Consider the following 19,613-nt stretch of genomic DNA (forward strand, 5'->3'; position numbering starts at 1 on the left):
ATAAGCGGATGCTTCCTCCGAATCCGCATGTGATCGTGCTCATCGGCCCCGGTGTGGTCGCGGATCTTCGCCTGCTCACCGAGGTGGCCGACCGGGAGTTCGCGGCGCTCGGGGTCGCCGGTACGGTGTCGGCGACCCCGGACGTGCCCGGCTTCCGGGCGGTGCTGGAGTCCTCGGACGTCCTGGTCGTCCTGCCGGGCCCGGATCCGGAGGCCCGCCGCCTGGCTTCCGAGCGTCCCGACGCGGTCTGGCTCGACCTGACGATGACGCCCCACCCGGCGAAGGCCGACGCGCCCCTTCCGACGGCCGAGGCGGGCACCGGGACCGCGGACGGCGCGGCCTCCACGGGCGGCACGGGGGCCGCCGGTGGCGTGGGCGCCACCGGAGCCACGAGGGCGGCGGGGACCGTGTCGGGCACCCACATGCACGGGCGGGGGATCTGGGGACTGACCTGGGCGATCAGGCACGCCGTCCATCGCCTGCGCCGGCCCGCGCGCAGGATCGCCTACGGTGACCACCCCGACCAGTGGGCGGAGGTCCGCTCCCCGTACGGAGACGATCCTGCGCGGGGGCAGGCCCTCGCCACGACGTCGCCGCCCGGAAGCGCCGGGCAGGCGTCCGCGGTTCCGCCGGGTGAGGCGGAGGGGCAGGCGCCCGTCGCCGCGGCGCCGGACGAGATGCCGGACGGGATCGACGGGCGGGCCCTCGCGGCGCCGGGGGAGAGCGGCGAACAGGTGCCCACCGCGGTGCTGCTGCACGGTGGTTTCTGGCGTTCGATCTGGGGCGCGGACCTGATGGACGCGCTCGCCGTCGACCTCGCCGAGCGCGGATTCGTCGCCTGGAACCTCGAGTACCGCCGCCCCGACCTGCACGGCTGGGACGCGACCACCGAGGACGTCGCCCGGGGCGTCGCCCTCGCGGCGGAGAGCGCGAACGGCCCGCTCGTGGTGATCGGCCACTCGGCGGGCGGACAGCTCGCGCTGCGCGCCGCCGCCGACGACCACCGGATCACCCTGGCCGTCTCCCTGGCGGGGGTGCTCGACCTGGCCGAGGGGGATCGCAGGCACACGGGCACCGGCGCGGTCGCCGCCGCGCTCGGCGGATCCCTCGCCGAGGTGCCCGACGTCTATCGGAGTTCGGGGCCGCTGGAACGGCTTCCGGTAGGAGTGCCCCAGCTCATCGTGCAGGGCGGCGGGGACGACCTGGACCTGGTGGACTTCAGCCGCCGCTACGCGCGAGCCGCCCAGGCGGCGGGCGATCAAGTGACATATCTCGAAATGTCGGGCGATCATTTTGACGTCATCGACCCCGCCTCACCGATCTGGCGGGCCACCGCCGGGGCGGTCGCCGAGCACCGAACCCCCTCCTGAAGCGCTTCCACCGATCGAAGGACTCGTCAGCTTCTCGGCCGTGAACGACCGAGCTTGCAGCTCCTCGCCGTCGATGGCTTCGACGGTCCGGTCCGCGTCAGGCAGCGTGACTCACTGCCCAGCCCGTCTCACCGCGTGCGGCGATGTTGCGGGCTGCGTTGACGTCCGCGTGCTCAGCGAAGCCGCACGACGTACACGAGAAAGAGGCTTGATCGAGCCGGTTCTTGCGGTCCACCTGCCCACACGACGAGCACTGCTGGGAGGTGAAAGCCGGATCGACGTGGATGAGGGCGACCCCGGCCCGGGCCGCCTTGTAGCCGATGAAGCTCCCTAGTTGGTGGAAGCTCCAGGAATGCAGCGTGACCCGCTGGGGCTTGCGAAGCCGTACCCGGTCCCGGATGCCCTGGAGGTCTTCCAGGGCGATGCCGGAGCCGGTGCGTTCTGCCTCGGTCACGATCTGCTTGGCGATGACATGGTTGGTGTTGGCGGCGAACCGCGCTTCTTTGCGGCGGCGCCGTTTGAGCAGCCGCTTGGCGGACTTGGTGCGTTTGGACTGCAGGCGGCGGCGTAGCTCGCGTTGGCGGTGCCTGACCGCGTTCAGCGCTTTGCCGCAGTGACGGGTGCCGTCGCTGGTGGTGGCGAGGTTGACGATGCCCAGATCCACGCCCAGGAAGGCGCCGGGGTCCTTGACGCGGGGGGTGGGCACCTCGCAGGTCGCGATCAGGAACCACCTGCCGTCGCGGTAGGCCAGATCGGACTCGCCCCTGCGGTGGGCCGACAGGGTCGTGAGCTGTTGGGCGGACGCGGTGAACTGAAGGTTCTTCAGCCTGCCGGCCACCGACCAGATCGACACCGTCCGCGCGTCGATCTGCCAGGACAGGCAGCGGTCGTCGAACGGCTGGGCGGCGTCGGCGCGAAAGACGATCGGTGTGGACTCGGCCCGTGCCCGGCGGGCGGAGCCCGCCTTGCCCAGGTTCCCGGCTCGGAGGTTGGCGTGCAGGGTGGCGTAGGCGTCGGCGACCTTCTTGACGACGTGCTGCGCGGCCTGGGCGGCCAGCCCGTACCTGTCCTTGATCTGCGTGTAGGTGTGCTTGCGCAGGTCGTAGTTGCGAAATATGCGCTGCTTGTGGGCGTGGCGGGAGACCTGGCAGGCGGCCGTGTTGACCGCGCGCAGGGTCGCCTCCAGCGCTGTCGCCTGCTCGGGCGTTGGCAGGAGCTTCACCCGCACCACCAGTTTCACAATCGCACACACTATCCTTCGGCTACTGTCGCCGCCGTGAAATCCTGATCCCGATATCCGCAGGGGCCGCACCGCCCGTCTGCAGCCTCCACGCCCATTTGGTCTTCACCCCCAAATACCGGCGGAAAGTGTTCACCGGCGAGATGCCGCACCGCGGTGAAGCCATCATGATCGAGGTATGCGACAACGTCGGCGCCGTCCTGGCCGAGGTCAACGGCGAGCACGATCATGTGCACTTGCTGGTCGGCTACCCGCCCGAAGTGGCCCTGTCGGTCCTGGTCAACTCCTTCAAGGGCGTCTCGGCCCGGCTGCTGCGCAAAGAGTTCGGCCCGCACGTGCGTCGATATCTGTGGGGCGGGCAGTTGTGGTCCCCGTCCTACGTCGCCGCCTCCTGCGGCGGCGCCCCGCTGTCGATCATCAAGGAGTGCATCGAAAGCCAGAAACGGCCGGACTGATCTGCTCACATGAACCAGCCGTCACGGCACCGTTCGGGCCTGGAGGCCCTCCCGCGCTGTCGTTTCCTCCCGGGCGTAAACGTCCGGGGTTCCACGCCAGATTCCGCTGAAAGGTCCCTCGACAGGAGAAGGCCCGCGATTCCGGCCTCGAAACGATTCCCGCCCCGAAGGGTGAGCGCCCGTCCGGCGAAGGCCCACCGAGCCGGGTCGCCCGACCTGGCGGAACCACCCACGGTCCACCCCGTCGGAGGTCCGTCGGAGGTCCGTCAGAGCGAGGAGAGCGGGCGCCAGGGGACCGGGCTGGACAGCACCATCATGCTCGACGGGTGGCCGTAGGGGGCGAGCCGGTCGATCATCTCCTCGAAGGCCGTCATCGAGGAGGCGGCCACCCGCAGCAGGCAGCAGGCGTCACCGGTCACCCGGTGCACCTCCAGGATCTCCGGCCAGGCGAGCGCCTGCTCGTCGCGGAGCACGCAGCGGGGCCCGTAGCACGACATCCTGATCAGTGCGGCCACCCCGCGCCCGGCCAGTGCCGCGTCCACCCGGGCGTGGTAGCCGGTGATCACCCCGGTCTCCTCCAGCCGCCGCACCCGCTCCGCCACCGCCGGAGCGGACAGGTGCACCCGGCGCGAGAGCTCGCTGTACGACAGACGTGCGTCGTCCTGCAACTCGGCCAGCAGCGCCCAATCCATCGCGTCCACGGTCACACTCCGTCACGTCGTAACTTGATCTGCCCGATGCCTTACGTTCCGAAGGCTCAGCCCAATAATCGCCTTTCTTCCATTATTTCCGTACAGACCGATACAGACCACCATGGAGGTACGCAGGCGGAGGAGGAGTGATGACCGGCATCAAGCAGCTCACAGAGCAGGACCGTAAGGCGCGCGCCGAGGCCAACGAGGGGCTGCCGACGCTGGGCTTCGAAGAGGGCACGCCCTACGACGACTACGTGGGGACCGCCGCACTGCGCGGCATCCAGCGCACCCTCACCGACGTTCCCGAGGAACTGCCGTTCCTGGTCACCACCCAGGTGATGGAGCTCTACTTCGGACTGCTCCGCACCGAGTGGCACCTCGCCCAGCGGCAGCTCGACGAGGACGACGCCGACGCCGCGATCTCGACGATCAAGCGCACCGTACGGCACTTCGAGGCGCTCAACGCCGCCTGGGCCGCGCTGAGCTGGCTGACCCCCGCGCAGTTCAACTCCTTCCGCGACGCGCTCGGCGAGGGGTCCGGCTTCCAGTCGGCCCTCTACCGCCATGTGGAGTTCCTGCTCGGCAACAAGTCCGAGGCGCTCATCCGGCCGCACCGCCGCAACCCCGAGGCGTACGAGGAGCTCGTGGAGGCCCTGCACCGGCCGAGCCTCTACGACTCGGTCCTCGCCTTCCTCGCCCGCGCGGGCCACGCCGTCCCCCGTGCGGTGCTCGATCGCGACCTCGCCACCGAGCACGAGCCCGTCCCCGAGGTCGAGGCGGTCTGGGTCGAGGTGTACGGCGGCCCGCTCGCCCCGCTGGCCGAGGCGCTGACCGACCTGGCCGAGCAGTTCTCCGAATGGCGCTACCGGCACCTGATGGCGGTGCGCCGCTCGATGGGCGCCAAGCCCGGCTCAGGCGGGTCGAGCGGCCTGAGCTGGCTGGAGCGGAGCATGCGACGGGAGATCTTCCCCGAACTCTGGACGGCCAGAACCCTGATGTGAGGCGATCCCCGGCGCCTCACCCCGAGGATCCTCCGAGATCCTTCGGACTCTCCGATGCCCGCGCTCGTCAGCGGCCCGCTCGGCGCCCTTCCCCACCGGGGAGGAGGTCAGCCGACCTGGCAGACCGGGCACCAGAAGAGATTGCGGCCGGCGAGCACCTTCGTGCGGATCTCGGTGCCGCACAGGAAGCAGGGCATGCCGGAGCGCCGGTAGACGTAGACCTCGCCGCCGTGGCCGTCGACGCGGGGCGGGCGGCCCATCGCCTGCGGAGTGTGCTCGGGCCTGACCGTGTCGATGTGGCCCACCCGGACGCCGTCGGCCATCAGAAGCACCAGATCCGCCCAGATCGCCTCCCACCGGCCGTGGGTGAGGTCGCGGCCGGGCCGTGACGGGTCGACCCCCTGGCGGAACAGCGCCTCGGCGCGGTAGATGTTGCCCACCCCCGCGACGACCGACTGGTCCATCAGCAGGACCCCGACGGAGACGCGACTGCGGCTGATCCGCCGCCAGGCGATCTCCGGATCGGCGTCCGCGCGCAGCGGGTCCGGCCCGAGCCTGGCGTGCAGCGCGGCCTTTCCCGCGGGGTCGAGCAGCTCGCAGGTGTTGGGGCCGCGCAGGTCGGCGTACTCGCCCGTGTTGCTCAGGCGTAGGCGCACCATCCCTGTCGGGGCGGGCACGGGGACCGGGCCGAAGGCGTACTTGCCGTAGATGCCCAGGTGGACGTGGAGCCACCGCTCGTCGTCGAAACCCAGCAGCAGGTGCTTGCCGTGGGCGTCGGCCTCGGTGAGCACCCGCCCGTCGATCCGCAGGGCCCCGGCGGCGAACCGCCCCTGGGGGCTCTCCGCGTGCACGGCCCGTCCGCCGAACGCCCGCCGATGCTCTCGGGCGAGGCGATGAATGGTGTGTCCTTCAGGCATGATTGATGAGAATCATACGATCCGCGCGGCGATGCTCAGGGCACGGCGGACGCCCGTTCCCGCCGACGCCGGGAACGGCGCCGGGCCAGGGCGTGGACCGACGCGGCGAGAAGGGCCCCGGCCGCGTACGCCACGAGGTCGGCCGCGCCGAACGTGCTGCCGAGCACCAGCCTGGCCACGACGCTCACCTCGGAGAGCGCGGCGGGAACGGGCGTCAGCTGGGCCAGCTCGACCGCCCAGCTGAACGCCAGCGCGCCGATCGCGGCCCGCACCGGCGTGATCCGGGGCCACACCAGCACCACCAGCGCGTAGACGAGCACGGTGTAGAGGGCGTCGCCCGCGTACTTGCCGAACCAGCCGCCGGTGACCGCGCGGACGGTGAGCCCGGCGGCGACGGTCACCACGGCGGCGAGCGCGGCGAGCAGGCGCGTGCGGGAGGAGGGATCTTCCATCAGGGCCATCGCGTTGTCCGATGTACGAAGGTCAGGGGAGGGCGGGCAGGGGGCGGCCGTGCAGCCAGCCGGCGAACAGGTCGTCCAGCGGCCGCGTCGTGCGGCGCGCGGCGAGCGCGGTGAAGGCGTCGGTGGTGACGGTCCCGTGGCGGTGCCCGGCCGTCCACTCCCTGAGCAGCGCGAAGAAGGAGTCGTCGCCGACGGTGCGCCGGAGCGCGTGCAGGGTGAGCGCGCCGCGTTTGTAGACGCGGTCGTCGAACAGCCGCCGGGGACCCGGGTCGGCCAGCGTGAAGTCCTGCGGGAGCGCCGAAAGGCGGCGGTGCCAGCGGTGCGCGTGGTCGTCGGAGGACAGGCCGCCGGAACTCTCCGACCAGATCCACTCCGCGTACGAGGCGAACCCCTCGTGCAGCCAGATGCCGCTCCAGTCGGCCACCGTGAGGCTGTTGCCGAACCACTGATGGGCCAGTTCGTGCGCCACCAGCCGCTCCTCGCCCCGTTTGCCGTCCACGTGGTTCACCCCGAAGATCGACATACCCTGTGCCTCGACCGGGATCTCCAGCTCGTCGTCCACGACCACCACGGTGTAGGAGCCGAACGGGTAGGGGCCGAACCGCTCGCGGAAGACCTCCATCATCCGCTCCTGGCGCCCGAAGTCGTGGCGCACCCGCGTGGCGTATCCGGCGGGGAAGACCAGCCGCGTCCCCGGACCGGCCTCGGCCTGCTGGTAGCGGCCGATCTGCACGCTCGCCAGGTAGGAGGACATCGGCTCGGCCTGCTCGTACACCCACGTGGTCGTCGAGGCCGCCCGCCGTTTGGAGACGAGCTCCCCGTTGGCGATCACCTGGTACACCGAGGCGGTGGTGACCGAGATCCGGTAGGTGGCCTTGTCGTCCGGCCGGTCGTTGCACGGGAACCACGAGGGCGCCCCGATCGGCTGGCCGGCCACGATGACGCCGTCGGTGAGCTGCTCCCAGCCGAGCCCGCCCCAGTGGCTGCTCACAGGGCGGGGGGTGCCCGCGTAGCGGATCTCGACGGTGAACCGGCCGGGGCGCAGCCCGGCGGGCGACAGGTGGAGCTTGCCGCCGCGGTGGGTGAAACGCGCCGGCGCGCCGTCGACCAGCACGCCGCTCACCCGCAGGGCGCCGAGGTCGAAGGCGACCCGGGTGAGCGGCCGCAGCGCCACCGCGGAGATCCTGGCCACCCCGCCCAGGCGGTTGGGGCCCACCCGGTAGTCGAGGGTGAGGTCGTAGTGCTCCACCCGGTAGCCGTCGTCGCCGTGCATGGGGAAGTACAGCTGGAGGGTGGAGGTCGTGCTCAAAGCCACACCGGCTTCCTCTGTTCGCGCGCTATCCTCGCCGGGCCCAGGCCGCGATCGGGTTGCCGAACCAGCGGGTCCCGGCGGGCACGGACTCACCGCGCATCACCAGGGACGCCGGTCCGACCGTGGTGTTCTCCCCGATCGTCGCCGCGGGCAGGACCACCCCGTGGGGGCCGAGTGTGGATCCGTCCCGCATGACGACAGTATCGATGCTCATCACGCGGTCGTGGAACAGGTGCGTCTGCAACACGCACCCCCGGTTGACCGACACCCCGTCACCCAGGCTGACCAGGTCGACCTCCGGCAGCCAGTAGGTCTCGCACCACACGCCCCTGCCCACCCGCGCCCCCAGGGAGCGCAGCCACAGGTTCAGCGGAGCCGTCCCCAGCCAGCGCTGGGCGAACCAGGGCGCGGCGAGCACCTCCACGAAGGTGTCGGCCAGCTCGTTGCGCCACACGAACGAGCTCCACAGCGGCCGGTCGCCCACCGCGATCCTGCCCACCAGGACCCACTTGGCGACGGTCGCCGTCGCCGCGGCGAGCACCCCGCCGCCCAGCACCGCCACGCCCGACAGGGCCGCCGCCACCGCGAAGCCGTACGCCCCGGCCAGCCACTCCACGGCCGCCGCGACGAGCACGGCCACGGCGACCGTGCACATCACCGGCACCACGCGGCACACCTCGACCGCGGCGCGGGCGAACCTCAGCCTCGGCGGCGGGTCGTAGGTACGGCTCCGATCGCCCTCCTCGGCGGACCTGCGCAGTTCCACCGGAGGCATCCCCAGGTACGACGAGCCCGCCTTGGCCTTCTTCGGCGTCGCGGACAGCACCGCGACCAGCCCGTCCTTGGGCACCTTGCGCCCCGGCGCGGTCATCCCCGAGTTGCCGAGGAACGCGCGCTTGCCGATCCGCACGTGGCCGACCCGCAGCCGCCCGCCCTCCAGCTCGTACGGCGCGACCATCGTGTCGTCGGCGAGGAAGGCGCCGTCGCCGACCGAGGTCATCGACGGCAGGGCCAGCACCGTCGACAGCTCCACGTCACGGCCGACCTTCATGCCCAGGGCGCGCAGCCAGGCGGGGGTGACCATGCTCGCGTACAGCGGGAACAGCCAGACCCGCGCCATCGACATGAGCAGGCCCGTCGCCCACGCCTGCCAGGCCTGGCGGCTGTGCACCGGGTGCTGCCCGGCGTGCAGGCCGACCGAGAGCAGCCGCACCGAGGCCACGGTGAGCAGGGCGAGGGTGGCCGCCGAGGCGAGGGTGGCGAGCGGCACCCCGTACAGGACGGAGAGCAGGGAGGGGGCGCCGTCGCGCAGCAGGATGGCGAGGCCCGGCAGTGCGGCGATCACCGGGAAGAGGCTCAGAACCAGCGCGGACAGCCCGTACGCCGTCGCCCAGGGCCACGAGCGCGGCGGGCGGTCGACGGCCGCGGGCCGGGCCTTGCCCGTCCGGCTCGCGGGCACACCCGCCCAGCGCTCCCCGGAGGGCACCGAGCCCGCCACCGCTGAGCCGGGCGCCACCTGGGCGTTCTTGCCGATCTTCGTGCCGGGGAACAGGGTGGTGCGGGCGCCGACCGTGGCGGAGGCCCCGATCTTGATCTCGCCGACACGCACCTGGTCGCCGTCGATCCAGTAGCCGTTGAGGTCGACCTCGGGCTCGACGGCCGCGTACCTGCCCAGCTTGAGCATCCCGGTGATCGGCGGCATCGAGTGCAGGTCCACGTCGTCGCCGACCTGGGCGCCGAGCGCCCGCGCGTAGTGGGTGAGCCACGGGGCGGTGGAGACCTCGCCCACGCCGAGCCGCTCGGAGAGCCGCTCGGCGAACCACAGCCGCAGATGCGTGCCGCCGCCCCTGGGGTACGTGCCGGGCTCAAGGCCGCGCAGCAGCAGCCTGGCGCCGCCCGCGGCCAGCGCGATCCGTCCGGCGGGGCTGACGAACAGCAGCGCGCCGGCGAGCACCCACCACCACGAGACGGCAGGAGCCCAGGGAGATCCGGCCAGGTTGTTCAGCGCGGCGAGCGCCACCACCCAGCGCAGCGCGCCGACGCTGAGCAGCGGCACGGTGAGCGCCGCCTGCGCGATCGCGGCGCGGCGCGGCATCGGCGTGACGATCCGGTCGGTGGTCACGATCTCCGGCGCGTCGAGCGCCGACAGGTGCCTGCCGAGCCCGGCCAGCGTCGGGTGGTCGTAGACGTCGCCGACGGTGACCGCCGGGTAGCGGGTCCGCAGGGTCGAGACCAGCCGCGCCGCCGCGAGGCTGGTGCCGCCCTCGGCGAAGAAGTCGCCCTCGACGCCGCCCAGGATGTCCGTCCAGCACTCGGTCACCCACGGGTCGACGTCAGGCACGCCGGAGTCCGGCGTCTCCGCCGTCCCCGGCCTGCCGGGCAGCGGCCAGGGCAGGGCGTCCCTGTCGATCTTCCCGGAGGTGCGCGTCGGGAGCTCGTCCACGATGGCGATCCTGGGGACGAGCGCGGCGGGCAGGGAGTGGCGGAGGCGGTCTCCGGCGTCCCGCCGGTCGAACTCCTCGCCGGGCACGACGTAGCCGATGAGCAACTGGTGTCCGCCGCCGGTCGTGCGGACCGCCGAGGCCGCCCCGGCGACCCCGGGTAGCGCCTGCAGCGCCGCGTCCACCTCGCCCAGCTCGATCCTGCGCCCGCCGAGCTTGATCTGCTCGTCGGCCCGCCCGACGAAGATGAGCCCTTCCGGCTCCGCCCTCACCAGGTCGCCGCTGCGATAGGCGCGCTTCCAGCCGAGCGAGGTGAGCGGCGCGTACTTCTCCGCGTCCTTGACCGGATCCAGGTATCTGGCGAGCCCGACTCCGCCGATGACCAGTTCGCCGGTCTCTCCCATGGCCACCGGCTCGCCGTCCTTGCCGACGACGGCGAGGTCCCAGCCCGTCAGCGGCAACCCGATCCGCACCGGGCCCTCCCCGGTGAGCGGCGCCGCGCACGCCACCACCGTCGCCTCGGTCGGACCGTAGGTGTTCCACACCTCGCGCCCCGGCACGGCCAGCCGTTCGGCCAGCTCCGGGGGACACGCCTCGCCACCGAAGATCAGCAGTCGTACGTCGTCGAGCGTCTCGACGGGCCAGAGCGCCGCCAGCGTCGGTACGGTCGACACCACCGTGATGCCCATGTCCAGCAGCCACGGCCCCAGGTCCATGCCGGTGCGCACCAGCGCGCGCGGCGCCGCCACCAGGCAACCCCCGTGACGCCAGGCGAGCCACATCTCCTCGCAGGAGGCGTCGAACGCCACCGACAGCCCCGCCAGCACCCGGTCACCGGGGCCGATCGGCTCTTTCACGAGAAACAGCCGCGCCTCGGCGTCCACGAACGCGGCGGCGCTGCGGTGGGTCACCGCCACCCCCTTGGGCCTGCCGGTGGAGCCGGAGGTGAAGATGATCCACGCGTCGTCCTCGGGGCCGGGGCGCTCGCCGACCCGCCTTCGCTCCTCGCCCGCTCTCCCGCCCGTCGCGTCTGCACCGCGCCCGTGGTACGGGCCCCCGCCGTGCAGCTCGGCCGCGTAGTCGAGCTCGGAGCCGCCGGTGCGCCGGGGCTCAGGCGCGAGGTGCTCGGGGCCGTGAAGGTGGTGAATCTCACATTCGACACCCTGCTCGGCGGAGGGTTCACCGGAGAGCTCACCGAGGTGCCCGACGCGGCCGGCCGCGGCGTCACCAGAGGAGGCGTCCAGGTGCTCGTACGGGTCGCCGTAGGGGGATATCTTCCCGCCGTCGCCGATGACGGCGCGGACCCCCGCCTCGCCGAAGACCAGGTCGGCCCGCTCGTCGGGGTCGTCGGCGTCCACCGGCACATAGGCGGCCCCGGCGGTGAGCACGGCGACGATCGCGACGTACAGGCCGACGGTGCCCGAGGGAATCCGCACCCCGACCCGGTCCCCGCGCCCGATCCCGGCCGCCCGCATCTCCAGGGCCATCCGGTTCGCCTCGGCCCGCAGCCCGGTGTAGTCGAGACGGGTCTTACCGTCGTCCAGGGCGAGCGCGTGGGGGTGCCGTCGCGTGGTCTGGTCGAGGATGTCCAGCAACGTCCTGACCTGCGGCGCGGCCCCTCCGGGCAGGAGCGCTCGCGACGGCATGCCGGTGCCGACCGGTAACGGAATCACTGGCTTCCCCCATGTGTACGCGCCCTGTGGGCCCGGGACAGCCTACGTGCACGGGGTTAACGCATTTCCTCCGTGGGGCCGTACCTCACATGAACCTTCCCTTTCGGGCACATTTCACCCAGATGGCCGCGAGGCCTGAGTGATCACCGTACGTCGGGGGCGGCCCGCGTCGTCACGGGCAGGAGGGCAGCCATCCCTTGGCCGCGGCGAGGCACCCCGCCTGGAACCGGCTGCGAGCCCCGAGCCGTTCCATCAGTTCGGCGGTGACGCGCCGCAGGGTGCGCACCGAGACGTCGAGCCTGCGGGCCACCGCCTCGTCGGTCAACCCCGTCGAGAGCAGGCGGAGCACCTCGCGTTCCTGGTCGCTGAGGCCCTTCTCGTCGCGCATGCGCTCCTCGCCCAGAGGGCCGGCGGTCCCCCAGGTCTGCTCGAACAGGGAGACCAGGGCGGCGACGACGCCCGCCCCGCGCAGCAGAACCGCTCCGACGCTGCTGTCGGCCGGGTCCGTAGGCAGCAGGGCCGTTCGGCGGTCGAAGATGAGCATGCGAAGCGGGAGTCCGGGGGTGGTGCGGACCTGGCCGCCTTTACCGGTGAGCCAGGCCGCGTATCCGGTGGTCGCCTGGTCGTTGCGGACACTGTCGGGGTAGATGATGCGGATCGTCACGCCACGGTCGAGCAGGGTCTCGTCCAGCGGGCGGCTCGCCAGGATGTTCTCCGGCGTCTGGGCGCTCTTGGGTTCGAACCCGAGTAGTTCCTGCCGGCACCCGTCGACCAGCTCCTCGATCCTGCCGCGGATCGTGTCGATGCCGACGAGCGCCTCGGAGTCGCCGTCCGAGCGCGCCGGGTGGTGGTCGCCGTAGGCGGCGATCATCTGGGCGACGGCCGTCCGGCTCCGCTCGATCTCCTGCTGCTTGGCCAGCAGCGCGGCCTCCTCCCTGGCCAGCAGCGCGGAGAGTCCCACCTCCGGGCGGACCAGGCGCAGCACGTCCGGCTCCTCCCAGGAGGGGCGCAGGAGTGACAACTTGGCCAGTTCGTCCAGGGTGGCGCGGATCCGGTGGACCGGCCATCCCAGCTCCAGGCTCAGCTCGGTCACCCCGAAGGAGGGGTTCTCCAGAATGGTGCGGTAGACGGTTTCCTCGGCGGACCCGATGCCAAGCAGCATGAGCACGACTCCTCCACGGTTCGAGCATGACCGAGACACGATCCGGTGGGCGGGACCCACGACGATCACAGCTTGAAAAGTAGCCGGGCGCAGTGATGACCGGGTTACGCGATCGCCCCCGCCCCCGCCGGGGCGTGCCGGTCCGCTGGGATCCTTCTTCGGACGCGGGGTGTGGCGGGGTGTCCTCCGAGGGCCTTCCGGGGTGGGCGCGAGGCCTGCGGGGACGCTGTCCGGGGGTCCTGCCGGGGTGGGACGCGGGGTGTGGCGGGACGTCGTCCGGGGGTCCTGCCGGGGTGGGACGCGGGGTCTGCGGGGGCGTCGTGCGGGGCCGCCGGCATCGGGCCGCGGGAGCGGGGCGCGCTGGCATGATGCTGCCACGCCATGGACCTGACAGGGGAAATACCTGGTGGATTCGCCGCGCGCGAACCACGGTCGATTCATGTATCTCATCAACGCGCGCCTGCGTGCCCCCCAGATCGAAGGCCACCTGGCCCCGGACGGTGGGTGGATGCCCGCGCGTGAGCTCCGCCACCTTCTTCTGGTGCTGGCGGAGTCCGCCGACGGGATAGAGCACATCTACAGCGAGCAGCATCCCGCCGGAATCCATCTCGGTCTCTTCATCCGCAGGCCCACCCTCGACGAGGCCGAGAGCGCCGCGGCCCGACTGTGTCTGCGTGCTCTCCGCAGCGTGCCCGAACTCTCCGGGTGGTCGCTGGTGGCCTGCGGCACCGACCTCGACCTCGCACTCGGGCGTCTTGAGTCCTTCGACGAGGAGGCCTGTCAGCGTCCTGCCATTGCAGCGCGCTGACAGGCTCCAGGGCTTCCGCAAGCAACCACGATCGCTCAAGAATCAAAGTGTCAGAACGAAGCGGGAAATATCCGGAAACGTAATTCGGAGATCACCCGTGAAACAGAAAAAGGGCGCCGAGAATCGCCGGTCGAAAGGAAAGAAGAACAATGAGCACCACGGTCAGTCGCATCGCCCCCGCACTCGGCGCCCGTTCTCTCACCGCCCTTCTCGTCGCCGCGGCCGTGCCCGGGATGAGGGCCGGCCTCACGGCCACCGCGGCCCGCACCCCGGCGGGCGGCGCCGGCTGGCAGTGAGCCGACCAGGAGAAACCCAGAAAACCATTCGTCACGGGCACCGAGCCCGAGAAGTCGTCCGGGAGGCGACCATCGTGAAGCACCAGGAAGTCGAGTTACTCGCTCTCGGCGCAGGGCCGTCCAACCTCGCCCTCGCCGTGGCCCTCGAAGAGCTCGCTCCGGAACTGGCCACAAGAACGCTGATCATAGAACAGCACGAGAACGTGGTCTGGCATCGGGGAATGCTGCTGCCCTGGGCCCAGAGCCAGGTCTCCTTTCTCAAGGACCTGGTCACGTTGAGAAACCCGCAGAGCAGATTCTCCTTCGTGAACCACCTGCACTCCGTGGGAAGGCTCAGTGAATTCGTCAACCTGGGCAGTTTCACCCCGTACAGAACGGAGATCTCTAACTACCTGCTCTGGGTGGCGGAGTCGCTCGCTCAGGTGCGCATCGAGTACGGCCGGCGCTGCGTGGCGGTCGAGCCGGTCATGGCCGAGGACGGCGGCGTCGAACGGTGGATCGTCCGGCTCGCCGACGGCTCGACCATCGGCTGCCGCACCCTGGTGGTCGGCGCGGGCCGTGACGCCCACATCCCCGAGGTGTTCGACGAGCTCCCCCGCGAACGGATCATCCACAGCACCGAGTACAGCCAGGTGATCGCCGAGATCGACCACGACGCCCCGCACCGGGTCGCGGTCATCGGCGGCGCGCAGAGCGCGGCCGAGATGCTGTGGTCCACCCACCAGAGCATGCCCAACGCCCAGTGCACGATGATCATGCGCTCCATCGGCCTCACCGGCTACGAGAGCAGCAAGTTCACCAACGAGCTCTTCTACGCCTCCTTCGTCGACGAGTTCCACCGGTCGCGTCCCGAGGCGCGACGCCAGCTCCTCGGCGAGATGCACCGTACCAACTACGCCGGGCTGTCGCCGGGCCTGCTCGAAAACCTCTACCGGCAGATCTACCTGGAGCGCCTCGCCGGACAGGAGAGGATCCGGATGATCACGATGGCCGAGATCGCCCGGGCCAGGATCGAGGGCGACGAGATCGTCCTCACCCTCCGGGACAGGAAGAGCGGCGACCACGACGAGCTGACCTGCGACGTCCTGCTGCTCGGCACCGGCTTCGACCGCCGGATGCCCACGCTGATCCGCGACCTCGCCACCAAGGCCGGCCTCGGCGAGATCGGCGTCGACCGCTTCTACAAGCTGTCGCTGCCCACCGGCTCGGGCGCCGCCTGCTACCTGCAGGGCGTGAACGAGGACACGCACGGCATCGCCGACTCCCTGCTCAGCACGCTGGCCAACCGGGCGGAGGAGATCGTCTACGACATCCAGGGCAACAACGCCGCCGCCGAGCTCCTCACGCCGTTCGCCCTCCCGATCGCCTCCTGACCCCTGCCGAGCCTCTCAGAAACCTTCGAGGAGAACCCCCGTGGACCTCCGTACCTTTGACCCCGCCCACCTGCGCCAGGACAACGGGCTGCTCGCCAAGCGGCTGCTGCCCTGGGAGACGCTGAACGCCCCCTTCGAGGGCGCCTGGTGCGTCATCGAACCGGGAACCGCCTCGACCCGGCACGCCCACCACGAGTACGAGATCTTCATCGCCGTCTCCGGCGAGGCGGTTCTGGAGAGCGAGGGCGAGAGCACCCCCTTCTCCGCCGGAGACGTCGTCTACTTCCCGCCCGGCACCGACCACCGGGTCGTCAACGACGGCACCGCCAGCTTCGAGATGTACGGCATCTGGTGGGACCACGACATGACCCGCACGTTCGAGAACCGCCACCAGGAGGAGAGATGACGGAGACGATCGTCATCGCCGCGACGCCGACGCCGAACGGTGACCTGCACGTCGGTCACATGGCGGGTCCCTACGTCGCCGGAGACGTCTACGCCCGCTACCTGCGGGCCGACGGCCGCGAGGTCAACTACAACACCTGCACCGACGACAGCCAGTCGTACATGATCTCGACCGCCCACAAGCACGGCACCACGCCGGCCGAGCTGTGCGCGACGTCCACCGCCCGCATCCAGCGGTCGGTCGAGGCGATGGGCATCTCGCTGGCCCCGATGCCGCCCATCGACGACGTCTACCGGCGTACCGTGCTCGACTTCGTCACCGCCCTGCACGAGCAGGGCCGGTTCGAGACGCGGACCGTGCGCATGCCGTACGCGGAGAACGCGGGAACCTACCTGTTCGACGGGCTGGTCAAGGGCGAGTGCCCGGCCTGCCTGACCGAGAGCTGCGGCGGGTCGTGCGAGGGCTGCGGCCACCCCAACCACTTCGACGACCTGGGCGACCCGCGCTCGGTCCTCGACCCCGCAGACCCGGTGACCTCGCGGGAGGTCACCGTCCTGGTCCTGCCCATCGAGAACTACCGAAAGGAGCTCACCGCCTACTACGCCGCCCGGGAGAGCACCTGGCGGGGACACAGCAAGCAGCTCATCCGCGAGATCCTGGCCAGGCCGCTTCCCGAGATCCCGATCACGGTGCCCTCGCCGGGCTGGGGGATCGACGCCCCCTTCGCCGAGACGCCCGGCCAGATCCTCTACCCGTGGGTCGAGGCGATGCCCGCCTCGATCTACAGCACCTGGAAGGCGGCCGGCGAGCCGGAGGGCCCCGTCGACCAGGCCTGGCGCGCCGAGAGCGGCAACAGCCTCGTCTACTTCCACGGATTCGACAACGTCTACTTCTGGGGCATGGTCGACCTGGTCATGCTGCTCGCCCACGGCGACCGCTACATCACCCCCGACACCAACATCTGCAACGAGTTCTATGAGCTGGAGAACGAGAAGTTCTCCACCAGCCGCAACCACCTCATCCGCGGCGCCGACCTGGTCGCCGAGGTGCCACGCGACCTCGTCCGGTTCTATCTCGCCCTGACCTGCCCCGAGGACCAGCGGGCCAACTTCACCAGGGAGGGGCTCGACAAGGTCACCTCCCGCAGGCTGCGCGAGCCGTGGAACGCGCTCGCCGACCGCCTCGACGCCCTCGTCACCGACCCGGGGGAGGAGCTGAAGGTCACCGACGCCGGACGCCGCCGGGCCACGGTGGTCGTCGAGAGGTTCCGGCTCTGCTACGACCTCACCTCGTTCAGCCTCACCCGGGCGGCGGACAACATCGTCACCCAGCTCGCGAGGCTGCTGACCGCCGAGCGCGACGAGCCCGGCGACCTCCTGATGGAGGTGCGCGCCTTCCTCTCCTGCGCCGCCCCCATCCTCATCGACGTCGCGGCCGAGGCCGAGGCGGCCGGTGTCGAGCTCACCCTCGACACCTCCGCGGAGACGATCGACGCCTTCACGCTACCGCGACTGCCCGGGAGCCCCCGATGAAACTCCTCGCCATGGAAGCACGCCAGAACGCCACCTACTACCACTCCCGCTACCAGCAGGTTCAGGACTACGGCGCGGAACTCTACGTCCTCAACGGCATCGGCACCCCGGACTTCTGGCCGGAGGACCGCTACCGCGTCGTGGGCTCCCAGAACATCGACGACCTCATCACCGAGGCCAAGGAGTGGCACGAGCAGGAGCGCTTCGACGGGATCATCACCTTCTCGGAGTCGGCCGTGACCACGGTCGCGGCCGTCGCCGAGGCGCTCGGACTGCCGAGCGTGGGCGTCGAGGCGGCCAGGACCAGCCGCAACAAGCTGCTGATGCGCGAGGCGCACCGCAAATACGACGCTCCGCACCCCGGCTTCCGCTTCGTCACCGACCTGGAGGCCGCGCTCGGCGCGGCCGGCGACTTCGGCTACCCGGTCATCCTCAAGCCCACCCTCGGCGCCGCGAGCAACTTCGTGTTCAAGGTCGACGATGCCGAGGAGATGGCGGAGCTGTTCCCGCAGGCGCTGGAGGGCATCGAGGGGATGTCGTGGTTCGAGATGGAGGCGCACGGCCTCGACCTCGGCCCGCACGGCCTGCTCGTCGAGGCGTTCCTCGACGGCGACGAGTTCCTCATCGAGGCCGTGGCCTGGGACGGCGAGGTCTACCTCGGCTCCATCGTGGACCGCATCACCGTCGAGGGGGGCACCTTCGACGACGACGTGCACCACGGGCCGACCGCCCTCACCCCCGAGCAGGTGAACGCGGTCCACCGCGTGGTCAGGGCCGGCGCGCACTCCCAGGGGCTGCGCCGCAGCGTGTTGCACGCCGAGGTGCGCTTCCACCAGGGCGAGCCGTACCTGCTGGAGATCGCGATCAGGCCCGGTGGCGGCGGGCTGGACCTCATCGCCGGGATCACCGCCGCGCACAACCCGATCCGCGCCGTGATGGACGTGGCCCGCGGTGCCGCGCCGAGGGTGCGCCACTACCGGCCGACCGGCGTCCACATCACCGCGATGTGCCTGATGTGCGACGCGGGCAAGATCGCCGCGATCGACGTGCCCGCCGAGGTCTCCGAGTCCGAGCGGGTCTTCTTCCTCAAGATCACCGCCAAGCCCGGGGACGTCGTCCGGCGCCCGCCGGAGGGCAACAGCATCCTCGGCTTCCTGGGCACCACCGGCACCTCCCTGGAGGACGCCAGGGAGACGATGCTCGACTACGCCTCCAAGATCAACGTCACGTTCGTCCGGGACGGAGAACTGTCATGACGCAGCTGGCCGAGGAGGCGCCACAGCGGACCCTGAGGGTCGCCCGCACCCGCCGCTACCTGATGTGCCCTCCCACCCACTTCGATGTCGTCTACTCCATCAACCCCTGGATGAACCCCGGCAAACCGGTCGACGGCGCGCTGGCGAGGCTCCAGTGGGACGGCCTGCTGCGCGCCTTCCGCGCCCTGGGACACCAGGTGGAGTTCATCGAACCGCTGCCCGGCAACCCCGACATGGTCTTCGCCGCCAACGGCGCGACGGTCATCAACGGCAAGGTGCTGTCGGCCAGGTTCCGCCACGAGGAGCGGGCCGCCGAGGGGCCCGCCTACCTGGAGTGGTTCCGCGCCCGCGGCTACCAGACCCGCGAGGCCGTCTTCGTCAACGAGGGCGAGGGCGACTACCTGCACGCGGGAAGGTACCTGCTGGCCGGCACCGGCTTTCGCACCGACATCCGCTCGCACCGCGAGGCGGAGAGGTTCTTCGGGATGCCCGTGGCGGGGCTGAGGCTGGTCGACCCGCGCTTCTACCACCTCGACACCGCGCTCGCGGTGCTCGACCGCGACCAGATCATGTACTACCCGGGGGCCTTCTCCAGGGAGAGCCAGGGCGTGCTGCGCGTCCTGTACCCCGACGCGATCATCGCCAACGAGGCCGACGCCGAGGTGTTCGGGCTGAACGCCGTCTCCGACGGCCGCCACGTCCTGCTGCCGCCCGCGGCCACCCATCTGATGGGCGAGCTGCGCGAGCGCGGCTACGAGCCCATCGGCGTCGAGCTCTCCGAGCTGCTGAAGTCCGGGGGCAGCGCCAAGTGCTGCACCCTCGAACTCCGGGCGGCCCGCTCATGATCGACTACAACGGACGCCGCTTCACCACCGGCGGCGTCCCGGCGGGGGAGGAGCACCCGATCGCCCTGTACCGCCAGGACGGCGACCTGCTGTGGGGCGAGTTCTCCGGCGGCCACGCCCGCCGGGGGACCCTCACCGGGCTCTGCGCCTCCGACGGCACCCTCGACTTCGCCTACACCATGGTCCTCGACACCGGCGCCGTCGTGTCGGGCCACTGCCGCAGCACCCCCGAACTCCTCCCCGACGGCCGCGTTCTGCTCCACGAGACGTGGGAGCGCTACGGAGCCCACGCGAGCAGCGGTGTCTCCCTGCTCGAAGAGATCGATCCCGAGACCTTTGCCCTGCCCCACCAGAGGACTGAGAGCTGATC

Annotated in this window: 18 protein-coding genes; 11 read left to right on the forward strand and 7 right to left on the reverse strand. The window is 71.0% G+C overall.

What is annotated here, in order from left to right:
- Positions 1–8: 8 nt before the first annotated feature.
- Entirely contained in the window at positions 9–1,370 is a 1,362-nt protein-coding gene (locus ABZ664_RS09015) for an alpha/beta hydrolase (protein ID WP_362505322.1), read from the forward strand.
- Positions 1,371–1,467: 97 nt separating this feature from the next.
- On the opposite strand, the gene ABZ664_RS09020 is transcribed toward ABZ664_RS09015, so the two are convergent.
- A complete protein-coding gene (locus tag ABZ664_RS09020) occupies positions 1,468–2,610 on the reverse strand; it encodes a transposase (RefSeq protein WP_362505325.1) in 1,143 nt (380 codons plus the stop codon).
- Between the two features lie 41 nt (positions 2,611–2,651).
- On the opposite strand from ABZ664_RS09020, the gene tnpA reads away from it, so the two are divergent.
- Positions 2,652–3,065 (forward strand): IS200/IS605 family transposase, encoded by a 414-nt coding sequence (gene tnpA / locus ABZ664_RS09025; protein WP_362506309.1) that lies wholly within the window; start codon positions 2,652–2,654, stop codon positions 3,063–3,065.
- Between the two features lie 266 nt (positions 3,066–3,331).
- On the opposite strand, the gene ABZ664_RS09030 is transcribed toward tnpA, so the two are convergent.
- Positions 3,332–3,757 (reverse strand): Lrp/AsnC family transcriptional regulator, encoded by a 426-nt coding sequence (locus ABZ664_RS09030; RefSeq protein ID WP_362506312.1) that lies wholly within the window; start codon positions 3,755–3,757, stop codon positions 3,332–3,334.
- A 149-nt stretch (positions 3,758–3,906) separates the two neighbouring features.
- On the opposite strand from ABZ664_RS09030, the gene ABZ664_RS09035 reads away from it, so the two are divergent.
- Positions 3,907–4,761, forward strand: coding sequence for a tryptophan 2,3-dioxygenase family protein (locus ABZ664_RS09035; RefSeq protein WP_350943850.1), 855 nt, complete (start codon positions 3,907–3,909; stop codon positions 4,759–4,761).
- 107 nt (positions 4,762–4,868) lie between these two features.
- Here the strand turns inward: ABZ664_RS09035 and ABZ664_RS09040 are convergent, their stop codons facing one another.
- The 5 genes from ABZ664_RS09040 to ABZ664_RS09060 all read right to left on the reverse strand — a co-directional run bounded on the left by ABZ664_RS09040 (position 4,869) and on the right by ABZ664_RS09060 (position 12,727).
- A complete protein-coding gene (locus tag ABZ664_RS09040) occupies positions 4,869–5,678 on the reverse strand; it encodes a DNA-formamidopyrimidine glycosylase family protein (protein ID WP_362505329.1) in 810 nt (269 codons plus the stop codon).
- A 35-nt stretch (positions 5,679–5,713) separates the two neighbouring features.
- Positions 5,714–6,139: a DUF2809 domain-containing protein gene (locus tag ABZ664_RS09045; RefSeq protein ID WP_362505332.1), complete on the reverse strand. Its 426-nt coding sequence runs from the start codon at positions 6,137–6,139 to the stop codon at positions 5,714–5,716.
- 22 nt (positions 6,140–6,161) lie between these two features.
- Complete coding sequence (locus ABZ664_RS09050) at positions 6,162–7,454, reverse strand: M1 family metallopeptidase (RefSeq protein WP_362505335.1); 1,293 nt, start codon at positions 7,452–7,454, stop codon at positions 6,162–6,164.
- A 22-nt stretch (positions 7,455–7,476) separates the two neighbouring features.
- On the reverse strand, positions 7,477–11,565 hold the full coding sequence (locus tag ABZ664_RS09055) for a Pls/PosA family non-ribosomal peptide synthetase (protein ID WP_362505338.1): 4,089 nt from the start codon (positions 11,563–11,565) through the stop codon (positions 7,477–7,479).
- A 172-nt stretch (positions 11,566–11,737) separates the two neighbouring features.
- Complete coding sequence (locus ABZ664_RS09060) at positions 11,738–12,727, reverse strand: LuxR C-terminal-related transcriptional regulator (protein ID WP_362505341.1); 990 nt, start codon at positions 12,725–12,727, stop codon at positions 11,738–11,740.
- Positions 12,728–13,166: 439 nt separating this feature from the next.
- On the opposite strand from ABZ664_RS09060, the gene ABZ664_RS09065 reads away from it, so the two are divergent.
- The 8 genes from ABZ664_RS09065 to ABZ664_RS09100 all read left to right on the forward strand — a co-directional run bounded on the left by ABZ664_RS09065 (position 13,167) and on the right by ABZ664_RS09100 (position 19,611).
- Positions 13,167–13,535 (forward strand): hypothetical protein, encoded by a 369-nt coding sequence (locus tag ABZ664_RS09065; RefSeq protein WP_362505344.1) that lies wholly within the window; start codon positions 13,167–13,169, stop codon positions 13,533–13,535.
- A gap of 149 nt (positions 13,536–13,684) precedes the next feature.
- Positions 13,685–13,831 (forward strand): hypothetical protein, encoded by a 147-nt coding sequence (locus ABZ664_RS09070; protein WP_362505347.1) that lies wholly within the window; start codon positions 13,685–13,687, stop codon positions 13,829–13,831.
- Positions 13,832–13,905: 74 nt separating this feature from the next.
- Positions 13,906–15,204 (forward strand): SidA/IucD/PvdA family monooxygenase, encoded by a 1,299-nt coding sequence (locus ABZ664_RS09075; RefSeq protein ID WP_362505349.1) that lies wholly within the window; start codon positions 13,906–13,908, stop codon positions 15,202–15,204.
- Positions 15,205–15,244: 40 nt separating this feature from the next.
- On the forward strand, positions 15,245–15,610 hold the full coding sequence (locus tag ABZ664_RS09080; RefSeq protein WP_362505352.1) for a cupin domain-containing protein: 366 nt from the start codon (positions 15,245–15,247) through the stop codon (positions 15,608–15,610).
- The gene (locus ABZ664_RS09085) at positions 15,607–17,142 is read left to right on the forward strand and encodes a class I tRNA ligase family protein (protein WP_362505354.1); all 1,536 of its coding nucleotides are present in this window, start codon (positions 15,607–15,609) and stop codon (positions 17,140–17,142) included. Before ABZ664_RS09080 ends, ABZ664_RS09085 begins: the two co-directional genes overlap by 4 nt.
- Positions 17,143–17,153: 11 nt before the next feature.
- Positions 17,154–18,398, forward strand: a complete 1,245-nt coding sequence (locus ABZ664_RS09090) for an ATP-grasp domain-containing protein (RefSeq protein WP_362505357.1) — start codon at positions 17,154–17,156, stop codon at positions 18,396–18,398.
- A complete protein-coding gene (gene ddaH / locus ABZ664_RS09095) occupies positions 18,395–19,243 on the forward strand; it encodes a dimethylargininase (RefSeq protein ID WP_362505359.1) in 849 nt (282 codons plus the stop codon). Before ABZ664_RS09090 ends, ddaH begins: the two co-directional genes overlap by 4 nt.
- Positions 19,240–19,611 (forward strand): hypothetical protein, encoded by a 372-nt coding sequence (locus ABZ664_RS09100; RefSeq protein ID WP_362505362.1) that lies wholly within the window; start codon positions 19,240–19,242, stop codon positions 19,609–19,611. Before ddaH ends, ABZ664_RS09100 begins: the two co-directional genes overlap by 4 nt.
- The last annotated feature ends 2 nt before the right edge of the window (positions 19,612–19,613 follow it).

The sequence above is a fragment of the Streptosporangium sp. NPDC006930 genome (assembly GCF_040635605.1).
Lineage (GTDB): Bacteria > Actinomycetota > Actinomycetes > Streptosporangiales > Streptosporangiaceae > Streptosporangium.

Excerpts from the sequence above, each read along its gene's own strand:
- ABZ664_RS09060 (WP_362505341.1), bottom strand. The coding sequence starts at position 12,727 with ATGCTGCTTGGCATCGGGTCCGCCGAGGAAACCGTCTACCGCACCATT.
- ABZ664_RS09090 (WP_362505357.1), top strand. The coding sequence starts at position 17,154 with ATGGAAGCACGCCAGAACGCCACCTACTACCACTCCCGCTACCAGCAG.
- ABZ664_RS09035 (WP_350943850.1), top strand. The coding sequence starts at position 3,907 with ATGACCGGCATCAAGCAGCTCACAGAGCAGGACCGTAAGGCGCGCGCC.
- ABZ664_RS09065 (WP_362505344.1), top strand. The coding sequence starts at position 13,167 with ATGTATCTCATCAACGCGCGCCTGCGTGCCCCCCAGATCGAAGGCCAC.
- ABZ664_RS09030 (WP_362506312.1), bottom strand. The coding sequence starts at position 3,757 with ATGGATTGGGCGCTGCTGGCCGAGTTGCAGGACGACGCACGTCTGTCG.
- ABZ664_RS09045 (WP_362505332.1), bottom strand. The coding sequence starts at position 6,139 with ATGGCCCTGATGGAAGATCCCTCCTCCCGCACGCGCCTGCTCGCCGCG.
- ABZ664_RS09085 (WP_362505354.1), top strand. The coding sequence starts at position 15,607 with ATGACGGAGACGATCGTCATCGCCGCGACGCCGACGCCGAACGGTGAC.
- ddaH (WP_362505359.1), top strand. The coding sequence starts at position 18,395 with ATGACGCAGCTGGCCGAGGAGGCGCCACAGCGGACCCTGAGGGTCGCC.
- ABZ664_RS09070 (WP_362505347.1), top strand. The coding sequence starts at position 13,685 with ATGAGCACCACGGTCAGTCGCATCGCCCCCGCACTCGGCGCCCGTTCT.
- ABZ664_RS09040 (WP_362505329.1), bottom strand. The coding sequence starts at position 5,678 with ATGCCTGAAGGACACACCATTCATCGCCTCGCCCGAGAGCATCGGCGG.
- ABZ664_RS09015 (WP_362505322.1), top strand. The coding sequence starts at position 9 with ATGCTTCCTCCGAATCCGCATGTGATCGTGCTCATCGGCCCCGGTGTG.
- ABZ664_RS09100 (WP_362505362.1), top strand. The coding sequence starts at position 19,240 with ATGATCGACTACAACGGACGCCGCTTCACCACCGGCGGCGTCCCGGCG.